The organism is Amycolatopsis thermalba (assembly GCF_003385215.1).
Lineage (GTDB): Bacteria > Actinomycetota > Actinomycetes > Mycobacteriales > Pseudonocardiaceae > Amycolatopsis_E > Amycolatopsis_E thermalba.
This window is the reverse complement of the sequence record NZ_PQHW01000027.1, coordinates 32,406-52,103: the sequence shown is the minus strand read 5'-3', so window position 1 is coordinate 52,103 and position 19,698 is coordinate 32,406. Positions and strand designations below refer to the sequence as shown.

At 72.2% G+C, this 19,698-nt stretch carries 21 protein-coding genes; 13 read left to right on the top strand and 8 right to left on the bottom strand.

Annotated features, from left to right (window positions below; translation table 11 throughout):
* Positions 1-2 precede the first annotated feature (2 nt).
* From D0D15_RS13810 to map, 7 genes are all read left to right on the top strand, one after another.
* Entirely contained in the window at positions 3-1,223 is a 1,221-nt protein-coding gene (locus D0D15_RS13810) for a M50 family metallopeptidase (protein WP_094007885.1), read from the top strand.
* A gap of 127 nt (positions 1,224-1,350) precedes the next feature.
* Entirely contained in the window at positions 1,351-2,502 is a 1,152-nt protein-coding gene (gene ispG, locus D0D15_RS13805; protein WP_094007886.1) for a flavodoxin-dependent (E)-4-hydroxy-3-methylbut-2-enyl-diphosphate synthase, read from the top strand.
* An 82-nt stretch (positions 2,503-2,584) separates the two neighbouring features.
* On the top strand, positions 2,585-3,151 hold the full coding sequence (locus D0D15_RS13800; RefSeq protein WP_094007887.1) for a Uma2 family endonuclease: 567 nt from the start codon (positions 2,585-2,587) through the stop codon (positions 3,149-3,151).
* A 4-nt stretch (positions 3,152-3,155) separates the two neighbouring features.
* Positions 3,156-3,983, top strand: coding sequence for a helix-turn-helix domain-containing protein (locus tag D0D15_RS13795; protein WP_094007888.1), 828 nt, complete (start codon positions 3,156-3,158; stop codon positions 3,981-3,983).
* Positions 3,980-4,375: a VOC family protein gene (locus D0D15_RS13790; RefSeq protein WP_094007889.1), complete on the top strand. Its 396-nt coding sequence runs from the start codon at positions 3,980-3,982 to the stop codon at positions 4,373-4,375. The genes D0D15_RS13795 and D0D15_RS13790 overlap by 4 nt, the downstream gene beginning before the upstream one ends.
* Positions 4,376-4,423: 48 nt before the next feature.
* A complete protein-coding gene (locus tag D0D15_RS13785; RefSeq protein WP_094007925.1) occupies positions 4,424-5,278 on the top strand; it encodes a GNAT family N-acetyltransferase in 855 nt (284 codons plus the stop codon).
* A 46-nt stretch (positions 5,279-5,324) separates the two neighbouring features.
* The gene (gene map, locus D0D15_RS13780) at positions 5,325-6,182 is read left to right on the top strand and encodes a type I methionyl aminopeptidase (protein WP_094007890.1); all 858 of its coding nucleotides are present in this window, start codon (positions 5,325-5,327) and stop codon (positions 6,180-6,182) included.
* Between the two features lie 117 nt (positions 6,183-6,299).
* Here the strand turns inward: map and D0D15_RS13775 are convergent, their stop codons facing one another.
* Positions 6,300-6,968: a FadR/GntR family transcriptional regulator gene (locus tag D0D15_RS13775; RefSeq protein ID WP_115944480.1), complete on the bottom strand. Its 669-nt coding sequence runs from the start codon at positions 6,966-6,968 to the stop codon at positions 6,300-6,302.
* 48 nt (positions 6,969-7,016) lie between these two features.
* Here D0D15_RS13775 and D0D15_RS13770 point away from each other — a divergent pair, with 48 nt between their 5' ends.
* Both D0D15_RS13770 and D0D15_RS13765 read left to right on the top strand, forming a co-directional pair.
* On the top strand, positions 7,017-8,231 hold the full coding sequence (locus tag D0D15_RS13770; protein ID WP_369806819.1) for a CynX/NimT family MFS transporter: 1,215 nt from the start codon (positions 7,017-7,019) through the stop codon (positions 8,229-8,231).
* 43 nt (positions 8,232-8,274) lie between these two features.
* Entirely contained in the window at positions 8,275-8,700 is a 426-nt protein-coding gene (locus D0D15_RS13765; protein WP_233157449.1) for a nuclear transport factor 2 family protein, read from the top strand.
* Positions 8,701-8,723: 23 nt separating this feature from the next.
* On the opposite strand, the gene D0D15_RS13760 is transcribed toward D0D15_RS13765, so the two are convergent.
* Positions 8,724-10,115, bottom strand: coding sequence for a mycothione reductase (locus tag D0D15_RS13760; protein ID WP_094007894.1), 1,392 nt, complete (start codon positions 10,113-10,115; stop codon positions 8,724-8,726).
* Between the two features lie 66 nt (positions 10,116-10,181).
* Positions 10,182-11,018, bottom strand: coding sequence for a M15 family metallopeptidase (locus D0D15_RS13755; protein ID WP_198958346.1), 837 nt, complete (start codon positions 11,016-11,018; stop codon positions 10,182-10,184).
* A 175-nt stretch (positions 11,019-11,193) separates the two neighbouring features.
* Between D0D15_RS13755 and D0D15_RS13750 the strand changes: the two genes are divergently transcribed.
* Together D0D15_RS13750 and D0D15_RS13745 are read left to right on the top strand one after the other, a co-directional pair.
* A complete protein-coding gene (locus tag D0D15_RS13750; RefSeq protein WP_115944479.1) occupies positions 11,194-12,003 on the top strand; it encodes a serine protease in 810 nt (269 codons plus the stop codon).
* A 10-nt stretch (positions 12,004-12,013) separates the two neighbouring features.
* The gene (locus tag D0D15_RS13745; RefSeq protein ID WP_094007896.1) at positions 12,014-12,460 is read left to right on the top strand and encodes a GNAT family N-acetyltransferase; all 447 of its coding nucleotides are present in this window, start codon (positions 12,014-12,016) and stop codon (positions 12,458-12,460) included.
* Here D0D15_RS13745 and D0D15_RS13740 read toward each other — a convergent pair.
* Complete coding sequence (locus tag D0D15_RS13740; RefSeq protein WP_094007897.1) at positions 12,426-13,601, bottom strand: 8-amino-7-oxononanoate synthase; 1,176 nt, start codon at positions 13,599-13,601, stop codon at positions 12,426-12,428. The genes D0D15_RS13745 and D0D15_RS13740 overlap by 35 nt on opposite strands.
* Before the next feature lie 45 nt (positions 13,602-13,646).
* On the opposite strand from D0D15_RS13740, the gene D0D15_RS13735 reads away from it, so the two are divergent.
* Positions 13,647-14,366, top strand: coding sequence for a PIG-L deacetylase family protein (locus tag D0D15_RS13735; protein ID WP_094007898.1), 720 nt, complete (start codon positions 13,647-13,649; stop codon positions 14,364-14,366).
* Here D0D15_RS13735 and D0D15_RS13730 read toward each other — a convergent pair.
* From D0D15_RS13730 to D0D15_RS13720, 3 genes are all read right to left on the bottom strand, one after another.
* Positions 14,363-14,959, bottom strand: a complete 597-nt coding sequence (locus D0D15_RS13730) for a dihydrofolate reductase family protein (RefSeq protein WP_094007899.1) — start codon at positions 14,957-14,959, stop codon at positions 14,363-14,365. The two genes, D0D15_RS13735 and D0D15_RS13730, sit on opposite strands and share 4 nt — an antisense overlap.
* A gap of 168 nt (positions 14,960-15,127) precedes the next feature.
* On the bottom strand, positions 15,128-16,510 hold the full coding sequence (locus tag D0D15_RS13725) for a DEAD/DEAH box helicase (RefSeq protein ID WP_115944478.1): 1,383 nt from the start codon (positions 16,508-16,510) through the stop codon (positions 15,128-15,130).
* A gap of 213 nt (positions 16,511-16,723) precedes the next feature.
* On the bottom strand, positions 16,724-17,659 hold the full coding sequence (locus D0D15_RS13720; RefSeq protein WP_094007901.1) for a serine protein kinase RIO: 936 nt from the start codon (positions 17,657-17,659) through the stop codon (positions 16,724-16,726).
* A 208-nt stretch (positions 17,660-17,867) separates the two neighbouring features.
* On the opposite strand from D0D15_RS13720, the gene D0D15_RS13715 reads away from it, so the two are divergent.
* Positions 17,868-18,953 carry an NAD(P)/FAD-dependent oxidoreductase gene (locus D0D15_RS13715; protein WP_094007902.1) on the top strand — a complete coding sequence of 362 codons (1,086 nt, stop codon included), beginning with the start codon at positions 17,868-17,870 and terminating at the stop codon, positions 18,951-18,953.
* Here D0D15_RS13715 and yaaA read toward each other — a convergent pair.
* Positions 18,940-19,671 carry a peroxide stress protein YaaA gene (yaaA, locus tag D0D15_RS13710; protein WP_094007903.1) on the bottom strand — a complete coding sequence of 244 codons (732 nt, stop codon included), beginning with the start codon at positions 19,669-19,671 and terminating at the stop codon, positions 18,940-18,942. The genes D0D15_RS13715 and yaaA overlap by 14 nt on opposite strands.
* Between the last annotated feature and the right edge of the window lie 27 nt (positions 19,672-19,698).

Sequence of the window (19,698 nt, the reverse complement as noted above, 5' to 3'; positions counted from 1 at the left end):
GGGTGGCCTACGTTTTCGGAGTCGTGCTGTTCGCGCTGGGCATCTGCGTGTCCGTCGCGCTGCACGAGGCGGGGCACATGCTGACCGCCAAGGCGTTCGGCATGAAGGTCCGCCGCTACTTCGTCGGGTTCGGCCCGACGGTGTTCTCCTTCCGCCGCGGCGAGACGGAGTACGGCCTGAAGTGGATCCCGCTGGGCGGGTTCTGCGACATCGCGGGCATGACCGCGCTGGACGAGGTGAAGCCGGACGAGGCGCCGCGCGCGATGTGGCGCTTCAAGACCTGGAAGCGCACCGTCGTGATGGCCGCCGGCTCGGTCACGCACTTCATCCTCGGTTTCGTGGTGCTCTACCTGATGGCCGCCACGATGGGCCTGCCCAACGCGGTCGGCAAGCCGCAGATCTCCACGGTGTCGGAGTGCGTGCGCAGCGCGACCACCGACGAGGAGTTCGCCAACCCGGTGTGCCGGCCGGGCGACGCGGCCCCGGCGAAGAGCGGCGGCATCCAGCCGGGCGACGAGATCGTGTCGGTCAACGGCACCCGCACCCCGACCTACTCCGACGTCACGGCGGCGATCCAGCAGCTGTCCGGCCCGACCCGGTTCGAGGTCGAGCGCGACGGCCGGATCGTGCCGCTGACCGTGGACGTGGTGCGGGTCGACCGCCCGGTCACCGACCCGGCCAACCCCAACGGGCCGGAGAAGGTCGTCTCCGTCGGTTCGATCGGCGTCACCTTCCAGCGCATGTTCGAGTACAACGCGATCACCGCGATCGGCGGCGCGGCCGGCTTCACCGGCGACATGTTCGTCCAGACCTGGCAGCGCCTGCTGGAGTTCCCGGAGCGCATCCCGGCCGTGGTGTCGTCGATCTTCGGCGGCGAGCGCGACCCCAACACGCCGGTCAGCGTGGTCGGCGCGAGCCGCATCGGCGGCGAGGCCGTCGAAGCCGGGCTGTGGTCGCTGTTCCTGCTCCTGCTGGCGAGCCTGAACTTCTTCGTCGGCGTGTTCAACCTGCTGCCGCTGCTGCCGCTGGACGGCGGGCACATCGCGGTCATCTGGTACGAACGGGTCCGCGACTGGATCCGCAAGCTGCGCGGCAAGGCCGCGGGCGGCCCGGTCGACTACTCGAAGCTGTCCGCGGTCACCGTCGTGCTGGTGCTGATCGGCGGGGCCGTAACCCTGCTCACCGTCACCGCCGACATCGTCAACCCGATCAGGCTGCAGTAGCGGTACGTTTCACCAGGTCAGGGCCTTGTGCGGGGGAACTCGCTCCGGCCGGTCGCCACCGTGCCGGGCCCGGCCTGTGAGTAAGCTGGACAACGTCAGCAGCCCGTCTCACGCCGTAGAGGATTCGATGAGCGTCGAGCTTGGTATGCCCGCCCTCCCCGCCCCCGTGCTGTCCGAGCGCCGCAAGACGCGCCAGCTCATGGTGGGCAACGTCGGTGTCGGCAGTGAACACCCGATCTCGGTGCAGTCCATGACGACCACCCTGACCGCGGACGTGAACGCGACGCTGCAGCAGATCGCGCAGCTCACCGCGGCCGGCTGCGACATCGTGCGCGTGGCCTGCCCGTCCGCGGACGACGCCGAGGCGTTGCCGGCGATCGCGAAGAAGTCGCAGATCCCGGTCATCGCGGACATCCACTTCCAGCCCAAGTACGTGTTCGCCGCGATCGAGGCCGGCTGCGCGGCGGTGCGGGTGAACCCGGGCAACATCAAGAAGTTCGACGACAAGGTGGCCGAGATCGCCCAGGCGGCGAAGGACCACGGCACGCCCATCCGGATCGGCGTCAACGCCGGTTCGCTGGACCCGCGGCTGCTGAAGAAGTACGGCAAGGCCACCCCGGAGGCGCTGGCCGAGTCGGCGCTGTGGGAGGCGTCGCTGTTCGCCGAGCACGACTTCCACGACATCAAGATCTCGGTCAAGCACAACGACCCGGTGGTCATGATCCGGGCGTACGAGATCCTGGCCGAGCAGTGCGACTACCCGCTGCACCTGGGCGTCACCGAGGCGGGCCCGGCGTTCCAGGGCACGATCAAGTCGGCCGTGGCCTTCGGCGCGCTGCTGCGGCAGGGCATCGGCGACACCATCCGCGTGTCGCTGTCCGCGCCGCCGGTCGAGGAGGTCAAGGTCGGCATCCAGATCCTGCAGTCGCTGAACCTGCGGCCGCGGAAGCTGGAGATCGTGTCGTGCCCGTCGTGCGGCCGGGCGCAGGTGGACGTCTACAAGCTGGCCGACGAGGTCACCGCGGGCCTGGAGGGCATGGAGATCCCGCTGCGCGTCGCGGTGATGGGCTGCGTGGTGAACGGCCCCGGTGAGGCGCGCGAGGCCGACCTCGGCGTGGCGAGCGGCAACGGCAAGGGCCAGATCTTCGTCAAGGGCGAGGTCATCAAGACCGTGCCGGAGCACCAGATCGTCGAAACGCTGATCGAAGAGGCGATGCGCATCGCCGAGGAGGCGGGGGACGCGGAAGGAAGCGGTTCTCCCGTCGTCACGGTGAGTTAGGCTCCCTCACCGAGGGCACATCCGGGCCCTCCGGCCGCTATCCTTCGGGACGGCGCGTGGACGGCAGGAACGGGGTGGGTCGATGAGCACCGCATTCGCGGGTTCGGCGATGACCTGGGAACGGCTGCTGGACACCTGGCGCGAACTCCAGGTGCCGGAGGGCTGGCGCCCGGAGCTCACCGCCGAGGGGATTCAGATCACGCCGCCGCCTGGGGGAAAGCACAACCTGATCGCAGATCTGGTGGACGATGCACTGCGCCGGGCACGCCCTGCGGGGTGCGGCATCGTCCAGACGCTGGGTGTCGGTATTCGCGCGATCGGGAGCATCCACGTGCCGGATCTCTGCGTGGTGCCGCGCGACGTTGTGCCGGAGAACTCCGATCCGGTCCCGGCCGAGCACGTGCTCCTGGCCGTGGAGATCACCTCGCCGAGCAACGGTGAGCACGACCGGAAGAAGAAGTGGGCCTACGCCCACGGCGGCATTCCGCAGTACCTGCTGATCGACGCCTACGACGAGGACGGCCCCGCGGTCTCGCTGTTCACCGAGCCGGTTCAGGGCGTCTACAGCCGGACCGTCCGGGTCCCGTTCGGGCAACCCGTCGAGATCGGCGAGCCGTTCGGGATCCGGTTGGAGACCACCGGGTTCTGAGCCCGTGACGGCCGAGTGGGTTGTTCGTGCGCCGCACCCGCAGTTGCGGCCCGCGATCACGCGGTACATCGGCTACACGCAGCACGGCGTGACCCTCGAAACCCACCGCGGGCTGCCCTCGCGGCACGTCACGCTCGTCATCAGCCTCGCCGAGCCGATCCGCTTCACCGGCCTGCCCCGCCCCGGCCAGTCGCCGGGCCGCTACACCGCCGCGCTCGGCGGGATGCACACCGCGCCCGCCCTGATCGCCCAGGACGCCTTCCAATCGGGCGTCCACGTCGAGATCGACCCGCTCGCCACGCCCGCCCTGTTCGGCGTCCCGGCCACCGAGCTGAGCAACCTCGTCGTCGACCTCGCCGAGCTGGGGCCGAAACACCTCGCCGAACGCCTCGCCGACGCCCCCACCTGGGCCCACCGCTTCGCCATCCTCGACGACGTCTTCCGCCCCGCCCGCGCCGACCGCGAACCGGCCCGGGAGGTCGCCTGGGCCTGGCGCCGCCTCACCGCGGCCGGTGGGCTGATCCGCGTCGAGGACCTCGCCGCCGAGGTCGGCTGGAGCCGCCGCCACTTCGCCGAACGCTTCCGCCGCGAGCTGGGCCTGCCGCCCAAGCAGGCCGCCCGCGTCCTCCGCTTCGAGCGCGCCATCGCCAGGCTCCGCCAGGCCCCCACCGACCTGGCCACCCTCGCCGCCGACTGCGGCTTCTACGACCAGGCCCACCTGTCCAACGAGTGGCGCGCCCTGGCCGGGTGCTCGCCGCGCACCTGGATCGCCGAGGAACTCCCATTCCTCCAAGACCAGGACGCCTCGGCGGGCCCAGACTCGGGGACATGACCGAGAACCCACCCACCGTCTGGCCCGCCTTCCGCTACGACGACGCGCACGCCGCGCGGAAGTTCCTCACCGAGGTGTTCGGCTTCCGCGAGACGCTCGTCGTGCCGGGCGAGGACGGGCAGATCGCCCACGCCGAGCTGCGCTGGCCCGAAGGCGGCGGCTTCATGTTCGGCAGCACCGGCCACACCACAGGCGTCCACGGCGAGACGAAGAACGCCGGCTCCGCGTACGTGGTCACCGACCACGTCGACGAGATCCACGAGCGGGTGCGCCAGGCCGGTGCGGAGATCGTCGAGCCCCTCCACGACACCGGCTACGGCTCGCACACCTTCACCGCCCGCGATCCGGAGGGCAACCTGTGGACCTTCGGCACCTACCGCGGCGCCGCCTGATCCCCCACGATTTCCCGATCCACCACTCCATCTGGCAATCTGGTGGACGTGTTGCGGCTTGCCGGTGCACGGCTGCTCAGTGATCGGGACGATGCCGTGGTCCGTGCCGTGCTCGCGGCGGACCCGGTGGCCAGTTGCATGGTCAGCGCGCGCGTCGAGGTGGCCGGTCTGGACCCCTGGCGCCTCGGCGGGGAGCTGTGGGCCGCCGACTACCGGGGCGCCCGCGGCGGCCGCCTGCCCGGCCTGTGTTTCTCCGGCCCGAACCTGATCCCGTTGCGCGGCAACGCGGCGGCCCTGCGGTCGTTCGCGGACCGGGCCCTGCGCAAGCAACGCGTGTGCTCGTCGCTGGTCGGCCCGGCCGAGCAGGTCCTGGGGCTGTGGGACGAGCTGGCGGGGGAGTGGGGCCCGGCCCGCGAGGTGCGCGACGACCAGCCGCTGATGGCGATGGACGCCCAGCCCGCGGTGAAGCCGGACCCGCTGGTGCGCCCGGTGCGCCCGGACGAGCTGGAGCGGTACCTGCCGGCGGCGATCGCGATGTTCATCGAGGAGGTCGGCGTCGACCCGCGCGCCGGTGACGGTGGCGTGAGCTACCGCGCCCGCGTCGCGGAGCTGATCTCCAGCGGGCGCGCGTTCGCCCGGTTCGAGAACGGCGAGGTCGTGTTCAAGGCCGAGATCGGGGCGATGTCCCGCAGCGTGGGCCAGATCCAGGGCGTCTGGGTGCGGCCGGACCGGCGCGGGCACGGCCTGGGCGCCTCCGGCACGGCGGCGGTGGTGAGCCGGCTCGTCAACGGGCTCGGCCGCACGGCCAGCCTGTACGTGAACAGCTTCAACAGCCCCGCGCTGGCCGCCTACCGCCGCATCGGGTTCAGCCAGGTGGGCCGGTACGCGACCGTGCTTTTCTGACCGGGCTCACAGCCGCCGCGCCCGTCGGGGGTCGTAGGGTGGAGTCATGTCCCAGCGTGCTCCGTTGACCCCTGGCGTCCAGACGCCGCGCCGCCCCGTGCCCGCCAGCATTCCGCGCCCCGAATACGTGGACAGGCCGGCGCCGAAGCGGGACACCGGCAACGGCGTGCGCACGCCCGAGGTCATCGAGGCCATGCGCGTGGCGAGCAAGATCGCCGCGCAGGCGCTGGAGGAGGGCGGCAAGGCCGTCAAGCCGGGCAACACCACCGACGACGTCGACAAGGTGGTGCACGAGTTCCTGCTCGACCACAACGCCTACCCGTCGACGCTCGGTTACCGCGGCTTCCCGAAGTCCTGCTGCACCTCGCTGAACGAGGTCATCTGCCACGGCATCCCGGACTCGACGGTGATCCAGGACGGCGACATCTGCAACATCGACGTCACCGCCTACATCGGCGGCGTGCACGGCGACACGAACGCGACGTTCTGCGCCGGTGACGTGTCGGAGGAGGTGCGGCTGCTGGTCGAGCGCACCCACGAGGCGACGATGCGCGCGATCAAGGCCGTGCGGCCCGGCCGCCAGCTGAACGTGATCGGCCGCGTGATCGAGTCCTACGCGAAGCGGTTCGGCTACGGCGTGGTGCGGGACTTCACCGGCCACGGCGTCGGCCCGGCCTTCCACACCGCGCCGACCGTGCTGCACTACGAGGACCCGTCGGTGACCACGGTCATCGAGGAGGGCATGACGTTCACGATCGAGCCGATGATCACGCTCGGCTCGATCGACTACGACATCTGGGACGACGACTGGACGGTCACCACGAAGGACAAGAGCTGGACGGCCCAGTTCGAGCACACCCTGGTGGTGACCGCGGACGGCGCGGAGATCCTGACGCTGCCCTGACCACGGTCGGCCCGCGGAGCCGCGCGCCGGGGCGGACCGCGCACCACGGTGGGTTCGTGCGGGGCTGTCGCGCAGCCCCTGGCGCTCGCACCGTGACTACGCTCGCCCCGCCGCCGGTCAGGCGTCGGCGATCAGGTTGTCCAGGAAGCCGGCCGCCTCGGTCATCGCGCGCTCGGTGTCCCGCGCCGCGATGGCCTCCAGCAGGCCGCGGTGGCCGATCGCCTCGGTCTCGGGCAGGCGGGTGTCCGTCGTGGCCGCGACACTGGCCGTCACGGCCTCGAGAATCCCGCGGTACAGCTCGGTGAGCAGCGCGTTGTGGCTGGCCCGCACGACCGCGAGGTGGAACTCGGTGTCCGCCCGCACGTACGTTTCGATGTCCTCGCCCCGGTAGGCCTCGTCGCGCTGGTCGAGCAGCTCGGTGATCGTCGCCAGCTCCTCCTCGGTGCGGACGGTCGCGGCCAGCCGCGCGGCCTCCACCTCCGGCGCCGGCCGCACCCCCAGCACCTCGCGCAGCTCGGAGCCGCACAGCCGGCGGATCGCGCCGGAGACCTCACTCGTGGCGCGGACGTACGTGCCGTCGCCCTGCCGCACCTCCAGCAGCCCGCTGTGCGCGAGCGCGCGCACGGCTTCCCGGACCGTGTTGCGTCCCACCGCGAGGCTCTCGGCGAGTGCCGCCTCGGTGGGTATCCGCTGGCCGATGGCCCATTCGCCCTCCGCGATGGCGTCCCTGAGCTGCCCGATCACCTGGTCGACGAGACCGGTCCGGCGAGTAGTGGCGAGTGGCACGGGGATATCCCTTCACCCGATCATCCTATGTTTGTCATACTAGCCGCTGTGACCGTCAATGATGAAGCATCGGTGGAGGAGAAGACGCGCGTCCCCGCGCCTCGCGTGCTCATCGGCAGCGGGCTGCTCGCGGTGGCGGTCCTGCTGGCGGCGATGAACCTGCGCCCCGCGGTGACCAGCGTCGGCGCGGTGCTCGACGAGATGCAGGACACGCTGGGCGCGTCCGCCACCTGGGCGGGGGCGCTGACGACCATGCCCGGCCTGTGCTTCGCGCTCGCCGGCCTGACCGCGCCGGTGGTCGCCCGGCGCCTGGGCATCGCCACGGCCGTGTCGCTCGCGCTCGTGCTGCTGGCCGGTGGCCTGGTGCTGCGGGTGCTGGACGGGCCGCTGGTCGTGCTGGGCGGGACGTTGATCGGGACCGCGGGGATCGCGCTGGCGAACGTGCTGATCCCGGTCGTGGTCAAGGAGTCCTTCGCGACGCGGATCGGCCTGATGACCGGGCTCTACACCGGCGCGCTGCAGGCCGGTGGCGCCCTCGGCTCGGCGCTGACCCCGCCGCTGGACAGCGCGTTCGGCGGCTGGCGTCCCGGGCTCGCCAGCTGGGCGGCCCTGGCCGTCGCGGCGCTCGTGCTGTGGCTGGCGTCCGCGCGGACCCGTCCCGGCGGGGCCGCCTCGGGCGAGAACGCGACCGCCGCGCGGTCGCTGTTCCGCAGCCCGCTGGCCTGGATCGTGACGGTCTTCTTCGGGATGCAGGCCTGCCTGGCCTACATCGTGATGGGCTGGCTGCCGCAGGTGCTGATGGACGCGGGCGTGACCCGCGCCGACGCCGGCCTGATGATGGGCCTGGTGTCGCTCCTCGGCCTGCCGGTGAGCCTGATCGTGCCGCCGCTCGCCGCGAAGCAGGGCAGCCAGAGCGGGTGGATCCTGCTGCTGGGTGTGTTCGGCATCGCCGGCGTGACCGGCCTGATGGTCGCGCCGAGTGCGGCGCCGCTGCTGTGGTCGATCTTCATCGGCATCGGGATGGCGGTGTTCTCGCTGGCGCTGACGACGATCGCGCTGCGGGCGCGCACGGGCGCCGAAACGGCGAAGCTGTCGGCGATGGCGCAGGGGATCGGCTACCTGCTGGCCGCGGTCGGCCCGTTCCTGTTCGGCCTGCTGCACGACGTGACGCACGGGTGGACCGTGCCGTTCGCGATGCTGCTGGCCGTGGTGGCGGGGCAGATGGTGTTCGGCTTCTTCGCCGGCCGGCCACGCTACGTCTGATTCCCGCCAGCGCTCAGCCGCGCCGTGATCCACAGTAGCGATCATGGAAACCAGTGATCTGTCGGTGCTGCGCGGTATGTACGCGGCCGAGGCCGCGTACCTGGCCGCCGGTGGTCCCGGCCGCGCCTCGTTCGAACCGCTTGCCCCGTTCTTCGCCCCGGACGTGGTCCTCCACCAGGCGGAGGCGCTGCCCTATGGCGGGGTTTGGCGCGGGCACGAGGGACTGGAGCGGTTTTTCGCCGCGATGAGCGGTGCGTGGGAGACCTTCGAAATGGTGGCCCAGGAGTTCCTCCGCACCAGCAGTCCGCTCGTCGTGCTCACCCACGTCCACGCCCGGGCCCGGGCAACCGGGCGCGAGCTGCGGTTCCCGATCCTGCAGACCATCGCGATCGTGGACCGGCGGATCGCTGAGGTGCACCCGTTCTACTGGGACACCTCGGCGATCGCCGGCGCCTGCTCGCCCCGCTGACCGGTCCCGCTACGGCTGACCGCTCACAGCGGCAGGTTCAGCAGCGCGTTCTCGATCAGCTCGGGCATCGCCGGGTGGATCCAGTACTGGCCGCGGGCCATGGACTTCGCGTCGAGGCCGAAGCTCATCGCCTGGATCAGCGGCTGGATCACCGTCGACGCCTGCGGGCCGATGATGTGCGCGCCGATCAGCTGCCCGGTCGACGGGTCGGCCAGCAGCTTCGCGAACCCGCTGGTGTCCTCCATCGCCCAGCCGTAGGCGATGCCGGCGTAGTCCTGTGTGGACGTCACGTACTCCACGCCCCGCGCCCGTGCCTCCTGCTCGGTCAGGCCGACCGAGGCGATCTGCGGCGAGGTGAACACCGCGTGCGGCACGAACCGGTGGTCGGCCGTCATCGGCGAGTCCGGGTTCAGCAGGTTGTGCTGCACGACCCGCGCCTCGTGGTTGGCGACGTGCTTCAGCTCGTACGGCGACGAGATGTCGCCCAGCGCGTAGATCCCCTCGACCACCGTTTCCTGGTGGTCGTCGACCACCACGTGCCCGCTCTCGGTCGTGGTCACGCCCGTCGCGGCCACGTCCAGCAGGTCGGTGTTCGGCCGGCGCCCGACCGCGATCAGCAGCTCGTCCGCCTCGACGGTCTCCGCGCCGCCGGGGCCCTCCAGCTCCAGCGCGACCCCCGTCCCGGACGGGCGCACCCGCACGGTCTTGCGGTTGAGCCGCACGTCGAACCGGCGCTCGGCCAGCTCCGTGAACCGCTTGCTGAGGTCGAAGTCCTCGCTGCGCAACAACGCGCCGGACCGGGCCACCATCGTGACCTCCACCCCGAACGAGCGGAACACGTGCGCGAACTCCGCCGCGATGAACCCGCTGCCGACGATGACCATCCGCGCGGGCAGCACGTCGAGCCGCATCACGGTGTCCGAGGTGTGGTAGCGCACGTCCTCCAGGCCCGGCAGGTCCGGCACCACCGGACGCCCGCCCGCGGCGAGCACGAACCGGTCCGCGGTGACGACCTCGTCCGGCCGCCCGTCCGCGAACGACACCGTCAGCTCCTTGTGCCCGGTGAACCGCCCCTGGCCCTCGTACACGGTGACGCCGGCGTTGTCCTCGTGGTTCTTCCGGTACTCGCGCCCGCCCTCGGCGATCGGGTCGATGCGGCCGAAGATCCGGTCGCGCACGTCGGTCCAGCGCACCTTGTCCAGCGTCTCGTCCACGCCGAACCGGCTGGACACCGACGGGGTCGCGGCCACGTCCGCGGCGTGCACGAACATCTTGGTCGGGATGCACCCGACGTTCAGGCACGTGCCGCCGAACACACCCTTCTCCACGATCGCCGTCTTCCAGCCCGCGAACCGGGGGTCGAGGATCGAGTTCCCCGAGCCGGTTCCGACGATCACCAGGTCGTAGTGGGGCACGTGCGGTTACCTCCCAAGTAGTCCGATCCGGTACAACCGGTCCGGACCCGAAATCTGTTCCCGTTACTACCCGCCGGTCGCGGTGAAATGCATCCGGTCCTTCGGCTCCCGCCAGGCCCCGCCCCAGCTCCAGCCGGCCGCGGCGAACGCCCGCACCGTCGCGTCACCGGCCTCCACCATGCCCGGCCGCACCCACGAGCGGTCCAGGTACGCCGAGGAGAGTTCCGGCAGCACCAGATCGTCCTTGGTGTAGGGGTTGCAGAACGGGTTCAGGTCGATCGCCAGGCCGTACGCGTGCGCCGACCAGTTCGTCTGGCCGCGCACCGGGCGGCAGACGAACGCGCTGGTGTTGTTGCCGTCCCCGGTCGGCGGAGCGTCGAGTTCGGCGGGCGAGGTGACCCGCATCTCCTCGATCGGGAACCGCGCGGCGAACAGCTGCCCGAACACGCGCGTGACCTCCCGCGCGACCGAGGCGCCGACGAGCATCTCACCGGTGTGCGGCTTCCCGTCGAAGCCCCAGAACGACATCGTCAGGTAGCGCAGCTCGGACGTGGCCGCCGGACACGCGGGCCGCCAGGTGCTGCGCGTCAGCACGTCCGCCGGGACCGCGCTCACCGTCGAGGCGTAGCGGCCGTCCGCGGGCGGCGGCAGCAGGTCCGTCGTCGGGAGGCGGCGGTCGCGCAGCACGGCCGGGGTCGGCCGGATCTCGCCGAAGCCGTCCGGGCGGCGGGGCAGCGGGGTGGCGCCGACGGTCCAGGCCGGTGCCGTGGACGTGGTGGGCGGCGGTGCAGGGGTCGTGGTGGTTGTCGTGGTCGCCGGGACCGTGGGCGAGGGCACGGGTGCGGGTGGCGGCTCGGGTGGGGCGCCGCACGCCACGAGCCCGAGCGCCAGCAGGAGCGCCACGATTCCTCGCACGTCTCCAGCTTCGCAGAACCGGATACCACCCGATTCAGTGACACCGGTTCCGGGCCCTTGTCGATTACTGTATGTGCGGCAATCTCACGCCCCGAAGCCGGTTTTTCGACCATCGGGTGTGACACCGGGGGATTCATCGAGCTCTTCCGAAAGGAGCGCGCGCATGGCGAAGCACCGTCGACGCGACCGCAAGTTCCGCCTGGCGCTGACGGCGGTCATCGCCGCCGCCGCGTTCCCCGCGGCCGTGGCCGCGGCCGTGCCGAGCACCGGCGCCCGTCCGAACATCGTCGGCGGTACGGAGGCGTCCACCAGCAGCTACCCGTACGCGGTGTACCTGACCGACAAGAGCGGCAACCAGTTCTGCGGCGGGGTCATCGTCAGCTCGACCGCCGTGGCCACCGCGGCGCACTGCGCCGGCGCCGTGAAGCGGGCGGACCTGCGGGTCGTGGCGGGCCGCACGGACAAGCGCACCAACGAGGGCAAGACCGTGTCCGTGCGCGAGGTGTGGATGCCGGACTCGTTCTCCGACCCGGGCAAGGGGAACGACGTCGCGGTGCTCAAGTTGTCGCAGAGCCTGCCGTACCAGCCGGTGAACCTGCCCGGCGACGACTCGCTCTACGCCGAGGGCACCCGCGCGACGGTGCTGGGCTGGGGCCGCACCTCCGACGGCGGGGCGCGCTCGGACGTCCTGCGCAAGGCCGAGGTGCCGGTCATCAGCGACTCCGGCTGCCGGGCCAGCTACTCGAACTACGATTCCCGGTCGATGGTCTGCGCCGGTTACCCCGAGGGCAAGGTGGACGCCTGCCAGGGCGACTCGGGCGGGCCGCTGGTCGTGGGCAACACGCTCATCGGGCTGGTGTCGTGGGGCGACGGCTGCGCGCAACCGGGCAAACCGGGCGTCTACACCCGCGTGATCACCTACGTGAACGAGATTCGCAGCGAAGCCGAGTCGTCGCGGGTCGTGTTCTGGTAGTCAGGAGTCCGTGAACCCCGACAGAGGCGTCCGCGGACCGGACCTGACCACGCAGCAGCTGTACGACATCCTCCGGCTCCGGGTGGAGGTGTTCGTCGTGGAGCAGAACTGCCCGTACCCCGAGCTGGACGGGCGTGACCTGCACCCGACGACCCGCCACTTCTGGATCGACGGCCCCGACGGCATCGAGTCCTACCTCCGGGTTCTCGACGACGGGGACGGCGTCCAGCGCATCGGCCGCGTGGTCACCGCGAAGCACGCCCGCGGCAAGGGGCTCGCCGCCCGCCTGATGACCGCGGCGCTGATCTCGGTCGGCGACGCGGACAGCGTGCTCGACGCGCAGACCTACGCGCGCGGCTTCTACGAGAAGTTCGGCTACGTCGCCGAGGGCGACGAGTTCGACGAGGACGGCATCCCGCACATCACGATGCGACGCCGGCTGGCGCCGACTCGCTGATCACCTTCACCGCGGTGTCCACATCGGACTCCGTGAGGTCGGCCCGGGCGGTCAGGCGCAGCCGCGAGACGCCGTCCGGGACCGACGGCGGGCGGAAGCAGCCGACCCGCACCCCCTGCTCGGCGCAGCGGCCGGCCCATTCGGCGGCCGACTCGGGGGAGGGCGCCTGAACCGAGATCACGGCCGCCTCCGGGTTGCTCACCCGGAACCCGGTCGCGCGCAGCCGGCTCGACAGCGTCACCGCGTTGGTGAGGACCTTCTCCGGCAGGCCAGGCTCGGACTTGAGCACCCCGAGCGCGGCCAGTGCCGCGGCCGCGCTGGCCGGGGCGAGGCCGGTGTCGAAGATGAAGCTGCGCGCGGTCTCCACGAGGTGCCGGATCACCCGGCGCGGCCCGAGAACGGCGCCGCCCTGCGCGCCGAGCGCCGTGGACAGGGTGATCGTGGTGACCACGTCCGGCTCGCCCGCCAGCCCGGCCGCGTGCACCGCGCCGCGGCCGCCCTCGCCGAGCACGCCGAACCCATGCGCGTCGTCGACCAGCAGCGCCGCGCCGTGCTCGCGGCAGACCTGGGACAGCTCACGTAGCGGGGCGAGATCGCCGTCGACGGAGAACACCGAATCGGTGACCACCAGCGCCCGCGGTTTGCGGCGGGTCGCGAGCGCGTGCTTGATCGCCGCCGGATCGCAGTGGTTGATCGCCGCGACGTCGGTGCGGGACAGGCGGCAGCCCTCGATCAGCGACGTGTGCACGTACTTGTCGGTGACGATCGCGGATTCGGCCCCGGACAGGGCGGTGACGGCGCCGAGGTTGGCGGTGAAACCCGAGGAGAACACCAGCGCGGCCTGCGCGCCGCAGAAGCGGGCCAGCTCGTATTCGAGCTCGGTGTGCAGCTCGGTGGAGCCGGTGCCCAGGCGCGACCCGGTCGCGCCGGCGCCCCAGCGGAGCGCGGCCGCCGCGGCGGCCCCGGCGACGCGCTTGTCGCGGGCCAGGCCGAGGTAGTCGTTGCCGGCGAGGTCCAGCTCGGTCGAGGAGGCTCCCCGCGGCCGCAGCCGGCGGGTCAGCCCGGCCGCCGCGCGCTTCTCGGCCGCGGTGTCGAGCCAGTCGAAAACCTGCTCTGGAGAGGAGGAAGCCGGTAGGTTCACGTCACGCAGTGTCGCACCGAGCCCGCGCTGGGCAGTGGAGGGGCCATGACCGACCCGAGACCGGCCGCGATGCCGGAGGACTGGAACCGGGCGCTCGCGGTGGTCGCGCACCCGGACGACCTGGAGTACGGCGCGGCCGGGGCGATCGCCCGGTGGACGGGCCAGGGGAAGTCGGTGGTGTACGTGCTCGCCTCGCGGGGCGAGGCCGGGATCGACAGCCTGCCGCCCGAGGAGGCCGGGCCACTGCGGACGCAGGAGCAGCTGGCCGCGGCCCGGGTCGTCGGGGTCGAGGAGGTCGAGTTCCTGGACCACCCGGACGGCCTGATCGAGAACGGGATCCCGTTGCGGCGGGACATCGCGGCGGCGATCCGGCGGCACCGCCCGGAGCTGGTGGTGACGCTCAACCACCGCGAGTCGTTCCCCGGCGGCGGGTACAACATGGCCGACCACCGCAACGTCGGCGTGGCGACGCTGGACGCGGTCCGGGACGCGGCCAACCGCTGGCTGTTCCGCGACCTCGGGCTGGAGCCGTGGAGCGGCGTGCGGTGGGTGGCCGTGTGCGGCTCGCCGGTGCAGACCCACGCGGTGGACATCACGGACACCTTCGACGCGGCGGTCGCTTCGCTGCGGGAGCACAAGGCGTACCTGGCCGCGCTGGGCGGTGACATGGCCGAACCGGAGCCGTTCCTGCGCCAGTTCGCCGCCCAGGCCGGCGAGTCGTTCGGGGTGCCGCTGGCCTGCACGTTCGAGCTGTTCCCGATCTAGCGCCGGACGCGGTAGGTCACGTGGGTGGCCAGCGTGGTGGTGCGTGACGACACGGGTTCGAGGTCCAGGCTGGTCACGCCGGCGAAGAGCCGGGCGCCGTCGCCGAGCACCGTCGGCGCGATGGTCAGCCGCAGCTCGTCGATCAGCCCGGCGTCCAGGTACTGGTCGATCGTCGCCGCACCGCCCATGATCGCCACGGACCGCTCACCCGCGGCGGCACGCGCCTGGTCGAGCGCCGGCTCGATGCCGTCGGTGACGAAGTGGAAGGTCGTGCCGCCCGCCATCTCGATCGGCTCCCGCGGGTAGTGGGTCAGCACGAAGACCGGCGCGTGGTACGGCGGCTCGTCACCCCACCAGCCGTGCCACCCGGGGTCGTCCCACTCGCCGCGGATCGGGCCGAACATGTTGCGTCCCATGATGTAGGCGCCGTGGCCGAGGATCGCGTCGCGCTCGGCCCGGTTCTCCTCCGCGGCTTCGAACATCCACCGGTGCAGCCGCTCACCGCCTTCGCCGAGCCCGAGCTCGCGGCTCTGGCGGGGACCGGCCAGGTAGCCGTCGACCGAGATGGTGGGGCTGCTGATCACCGTGCTCATCGCGGCTCTCCTGACTGAGTCGGTTCTGGGAATGCCGACCAACCTGTCAGTCGAGGTCCCGGGTGACAAGTGGTCATGGGGGAGCCGGCCGCCCCAAGCCGAGCGGAGCGCAGGAAAAAACCGCCGCGACCCCGGGCTGGGATCGCGGCGGTTCTCGGTTTCAGCGCGTCAGCTGGCGGACGGCGTGCTGCGGCGCGGGCCGCGGCCCGGACGCCCCTGCCGGTAGCCGGCACCGTGCCCGCGGTCGCGGTCACCGTAGCCGTAACCGCCGCCCCGGCGCGGCCGCGTCGGCCCGCCGAAGCCACGCGAGCCGCCACCCCGGCGCGGCGCGGTGTCCCGCGGCCGCTCCACGAACGGCACCCCGCTCGGCTCGCGAGCACCGGTGATGTCGGACAGCTTCGCGTCACCGGGCCGCACGACCAGCTGGTCGGCGCGCACGCCGGCCTTGTCGGTCATCCGGCGCACGGTGCGCCGCTGGTCCGGCGTGATCAGCGTGACCACGACACCCGACGCCCCGGCGCGCGCGGTGCGGCCGGCGCGGTGCAGGTAGTCCTTGTGGTCGGCCGCCGGGTCGACGTGCAGCACCAGGCTGACGTCGTCGACGTGGATGCCGCGCGCGGCGACGTCCGTGGCGACCAGCACCGTGGTGTGGCCCTCGCGGAAGTCCTGCAGGACCCGGTTGCGCTGGCCCTGCGACTTGCCGCCGTGCAGCGCACCGGCCCGCACACCGCGCTCACGCAGCCGGTCGGTCAACCGGTCCACGTGGTGCTTGGTGCGCACGAACATGATCGTGCGGCCCTCGCGGGCGCCGATCTCGGTGATCACCGTCTGCTTCTCCTGGCGCGAGACCTGGAACACGTAGTGGTCCATGGTGTCGACGCTGGCGGTGGCCGGCGCGACCGAGTGCTCGACCGGGTCGTGCATGTACCGGTTGACCAGCTGCCCGACGTCGCCGTCGAGCGTCGCGGAGAACAGCAGCCGCTGCCCGTCGCGCGGGGTCAGGTCCAGGATCTCCCGGACCTGGGGCAGGAAGCCCATGTCCGCCATCTGGTCGGCCTCGTCGATGGCGATGAACTGGACCTCGCTGAGGTCCGCGGTGCCCTGCCGGACGTGGTCGGACAGACGGCCCGGCGTGGCGATCAGCAGGTCGACGCCGCGGTGCAGCGCCTCGGCCTGCCGGGGGAAGGCCATCCCGCCGACGGCGGTCCGGCACCACAGGCCCAGCGCGCGGGCCAGCGGGGTGAGCGCGTCGCTGACCTGGAGGGCCAGCTCACGGGTGGGAACGAGGACCAGGCCGCGGGGCTTCCGCGACCGGGCCCTGCCGCCCTCGAGGCGGGCCAGCAGGGCCAGCCCGAAGGCGAGGGTCTTCCCGGATCCGGTCTGCGCCCGGCCGAGCACGTCGCGCCCGGCGAGCGCGTCCGGCAGGGTCGCCGACTGGATCGGGAAGGGTGCGTCGATGCCGGCCTTGCGCAGAGCCCCGAGCAGGGGCTCCGGCAGGTTCAGGTCGGCGAACGACTGCACGGTGGAAGTGGACTCAAGGGTGATGCTCACGCATTGCCTCTCGGACGTGGTGGTACGTCGCAAGGGAGGCCCGGTGTGCCTGCGCGCAGGCAGGCGAAAGACATGTTCGGCGGGCTTTCACAAGGACGAACCCGGCGCGGCTGCGCCATCGGTGGTTAGTGCCGCGTTCCAGGAAGGGGGCGACCCGAATTCACGTCGCCGGTCGCGGACTGTGATCAGACTACCTGAAGACCGTCCGGTACTTCACGCCAGCCCCGCCCGCTCCAGCAGGTCCCGAGCCAGGTCATCGGCTCCGACCTGCAGTCCCCGCGCGGCAAACCACGCGGAGATGTTGTGGACGTCACGGGTGAGGTACTCCGCTCCTCTCGGATTGGCCACCACATCCACGACCTGTGGCAGATCGATGAGCACGATCCGGCCGTCGTGGACGAGGATGTTGTAGGCGGACAGGTCTCCGTGCGCGAGCCCCTCCGACGCCAGGACGTCGAGCGCCCCGACCGTCTGGAACCACAGTTCGCGTAGTTCCTCCGGTTCGGGCCGCAGCTGTGCCAGGCGTGGCGCCGCCGTGCCGTCGGGCTCTCCGATGAACTCCAGCAGGAGTTCCGTGCCGTCCCGCTGCACCGGGTACGGCACCGGCACGCCGATGGTCCACAAGCGACTGAGCGCGGCGAACTCGGCGACCGCCCACTGCTCGGCGATGAGGTTGCGGCCGAACGAGCTCCGTTGTGCCATGGCCCGGTTCTCCCGGGACCGGCGCATGCGCCTGCCCTCGAGGTAACCGGAGTCGCGGTGGAACTGGCGGTGCTCGCTCAACCGGTAACGCTTCGCGGCGAGCAGGCATTCCCGGCTGCCGTCCGGCAGGCCGCGGCGCAGCAGGTGCACCTCGGCCTCCTTGCCGGTCTTGAGGACACCCAGCTCGGTGTCCACGGCGGCCAGTTCGGTGATCACCCAGGCCGGGTGCGGGCGTGGGCCGTGCTCGGCGCTGTCCCAGGTCGAGTAGCGGTCGGCGCCGCCCGGGATCTCGGGTTCGGCGTAGCTGTCCTCGCGCAGGCGGGCCAGCCGCTCACGTTCGTCCTGCGTGAGGCGGCCGCTGCGGATCGGATTGAACTCGTCGTCGGACCGCGGGCGGCGACGACGGGAGCGCGGGGTGGGGTCTTCGGCGAAATCGTGCTGGCGCACTGGTGGGTCTCCATGGCTGAGGTGCCCCACCGGCGCCGTGGTGATCAGGCGGGCGGGGCGGGTGGATGGGCGAGGAAGGCACGGCCCAGGACAACGACGGACACGACGCACCTCCCTTCTCCACCACCGGGCCCAGCGCACCGGCGTACGGGTGATCATGCCCGCGGCGGCGCTGCGGCCGCAACCGAATTACCGGCAGACTGGCGGCATGCGCGTGATCGTGATCGGCTCCGGGATCGCCGGGGCGAGTACCGCCCACCAGCTCGCCCGCCGTGGCGCCGAGGTCGTCGTGGCCGACGCGGGCCGTCCGGGAGTGGCGACGGCCGCGGGCGCCGGGATCGTGTGCCCGTGGACCAGCCGCCGCGGCGACGACGAGTACCGCTTCGCCGCCGCGGCCGCGGCGTACTACCCGGAGCTGATCGCGCAGCTGGCCGAGGACGGCGCGGGGGACACGTCGTTCGAGGTGGTCGGCGGGATGGTGGTGTCGGCGGACCCGGCCGAACTCGACGAGGCTTTCGCCCGGGTGAGTGAACGCGTGGCCGGGGAACCGGTGGCCGGCGAGGTGTCCCGGCTCGATCCGGCGCAGGCCCGCGAGCTGTTCCCCGCGCTCGCCCCCGGCCTGGCCGCGGTGCACGTCAGTGGCGGCGGCCGGGTGGACGGGCGGCGCATGCGGCAGGCGCTGCTGGACGCGGCAGTGACGCGGGGCGCCCGGATCGTCGAGGGCGCGGCGGAGCTGACCCGGCGCGGGGTACGCGTCGCGGGGGAGGAGCTGGCGGCGGACAAGGTCGTCGTCGCGGCCGGGGCGTGGAGCGGTGAGCTGGTGCCGTCGGTGTCCGTGGCGCCGCAACGCGGACAGATCAGTCATTTCGAACTGCCCGGGGTGGACACCGCGCGCTGGCCGGTCGTGCTGCCGGTGTCCAGCCACTACCTGCTGGCCTTCCCCGGCTCGCGGGTCGTCGCGGGCGCCACGCGCGAGACCGGTTCCGGGTTCGACCACCGGATCACCGCGGCCGGGCAGCGCGAGGTCCTGGACCACGCCCTGACGGTCGCACCGGGCCTGGCCGACGCGACGCTGCTGGAGACGAGGATCGGTTTCCGCCCCGCCTCGCCCGATGGCCTGCCGCTGCTCGGCGCGCTGGCGGAGCGTCCGGACGTGCTGGTCGCCACCGGGTTCGGTCCCGGCGGGCTCACCGTCGCGCCGTTCGCCGGGCGGCTCGTCGCGGGTCTCGCGCTCGGTGAGGAGGCGCCGGTCGACCTGACGCCCTACCGGCCGGAGCGGTTCACCGGTCGGTGATCAGCTCCAGTTCCTGCTCGCCCACCCGGTCGAGCGTGATGCCCGCGCGCTCGGCGGCGCCGATCAGGCCTTCCACTGTGGAGGGTTCGCGCGAGGCGGTCGCCAGCGCGGCGGCGAGCTTTCCCTTGTACGCCTTGTTGAAGTGGCTCACCGTCCGCCCGCTCGCGGTGACCACGCGCACCGTGATCGCGCGCGGGATGCGGGCCAGCGCGGCGTAGGCGCCCGAGCGCAGGTCGACGATCAGACCGTCCACTTCGGCCAGCGCGGGTTCCAGGACCGGGCGCCACAGCGAGCGCAGCGTGCCGAGGGCGGGCAGGGTCGTGCCGCCGGAGAGGCGATAGGCCGGGATGCGGTCGTCGCCGCGGGCGATGCCGAACAGGGCGGACGCGACGGCCAGCCTGCGGTCGGCCTTGGCCCGCGCGGCCGGGCGCAGGCCGCCGTAGTCGAGGGCGTCGTAGAGCACGCCGGTGTAGCGCTCCAGCGCGGGCAGGGTGGGTGCGCTCCAGAGCGCGGCGTTGCGGGCGACCTCTTCCTCCTGCCGCCCCGACAGCCCCAGCACGTTCAGGCTCTCCGGCACGTCTCCGGCCAGCTCGGCCAGTGCGTCGGCGAGCTTGCGCCGCAGCGGGTTCAGCTCGGGGAACGACAGCGCGTCCAGATCCAGCGGAGGGCCGTCCCCACCGGCGGCTTTGGTTTCCGAAGGAGGCAGCAGCACCAGCACGGCCAGCAGGGTAACCCGCGCCCGGGA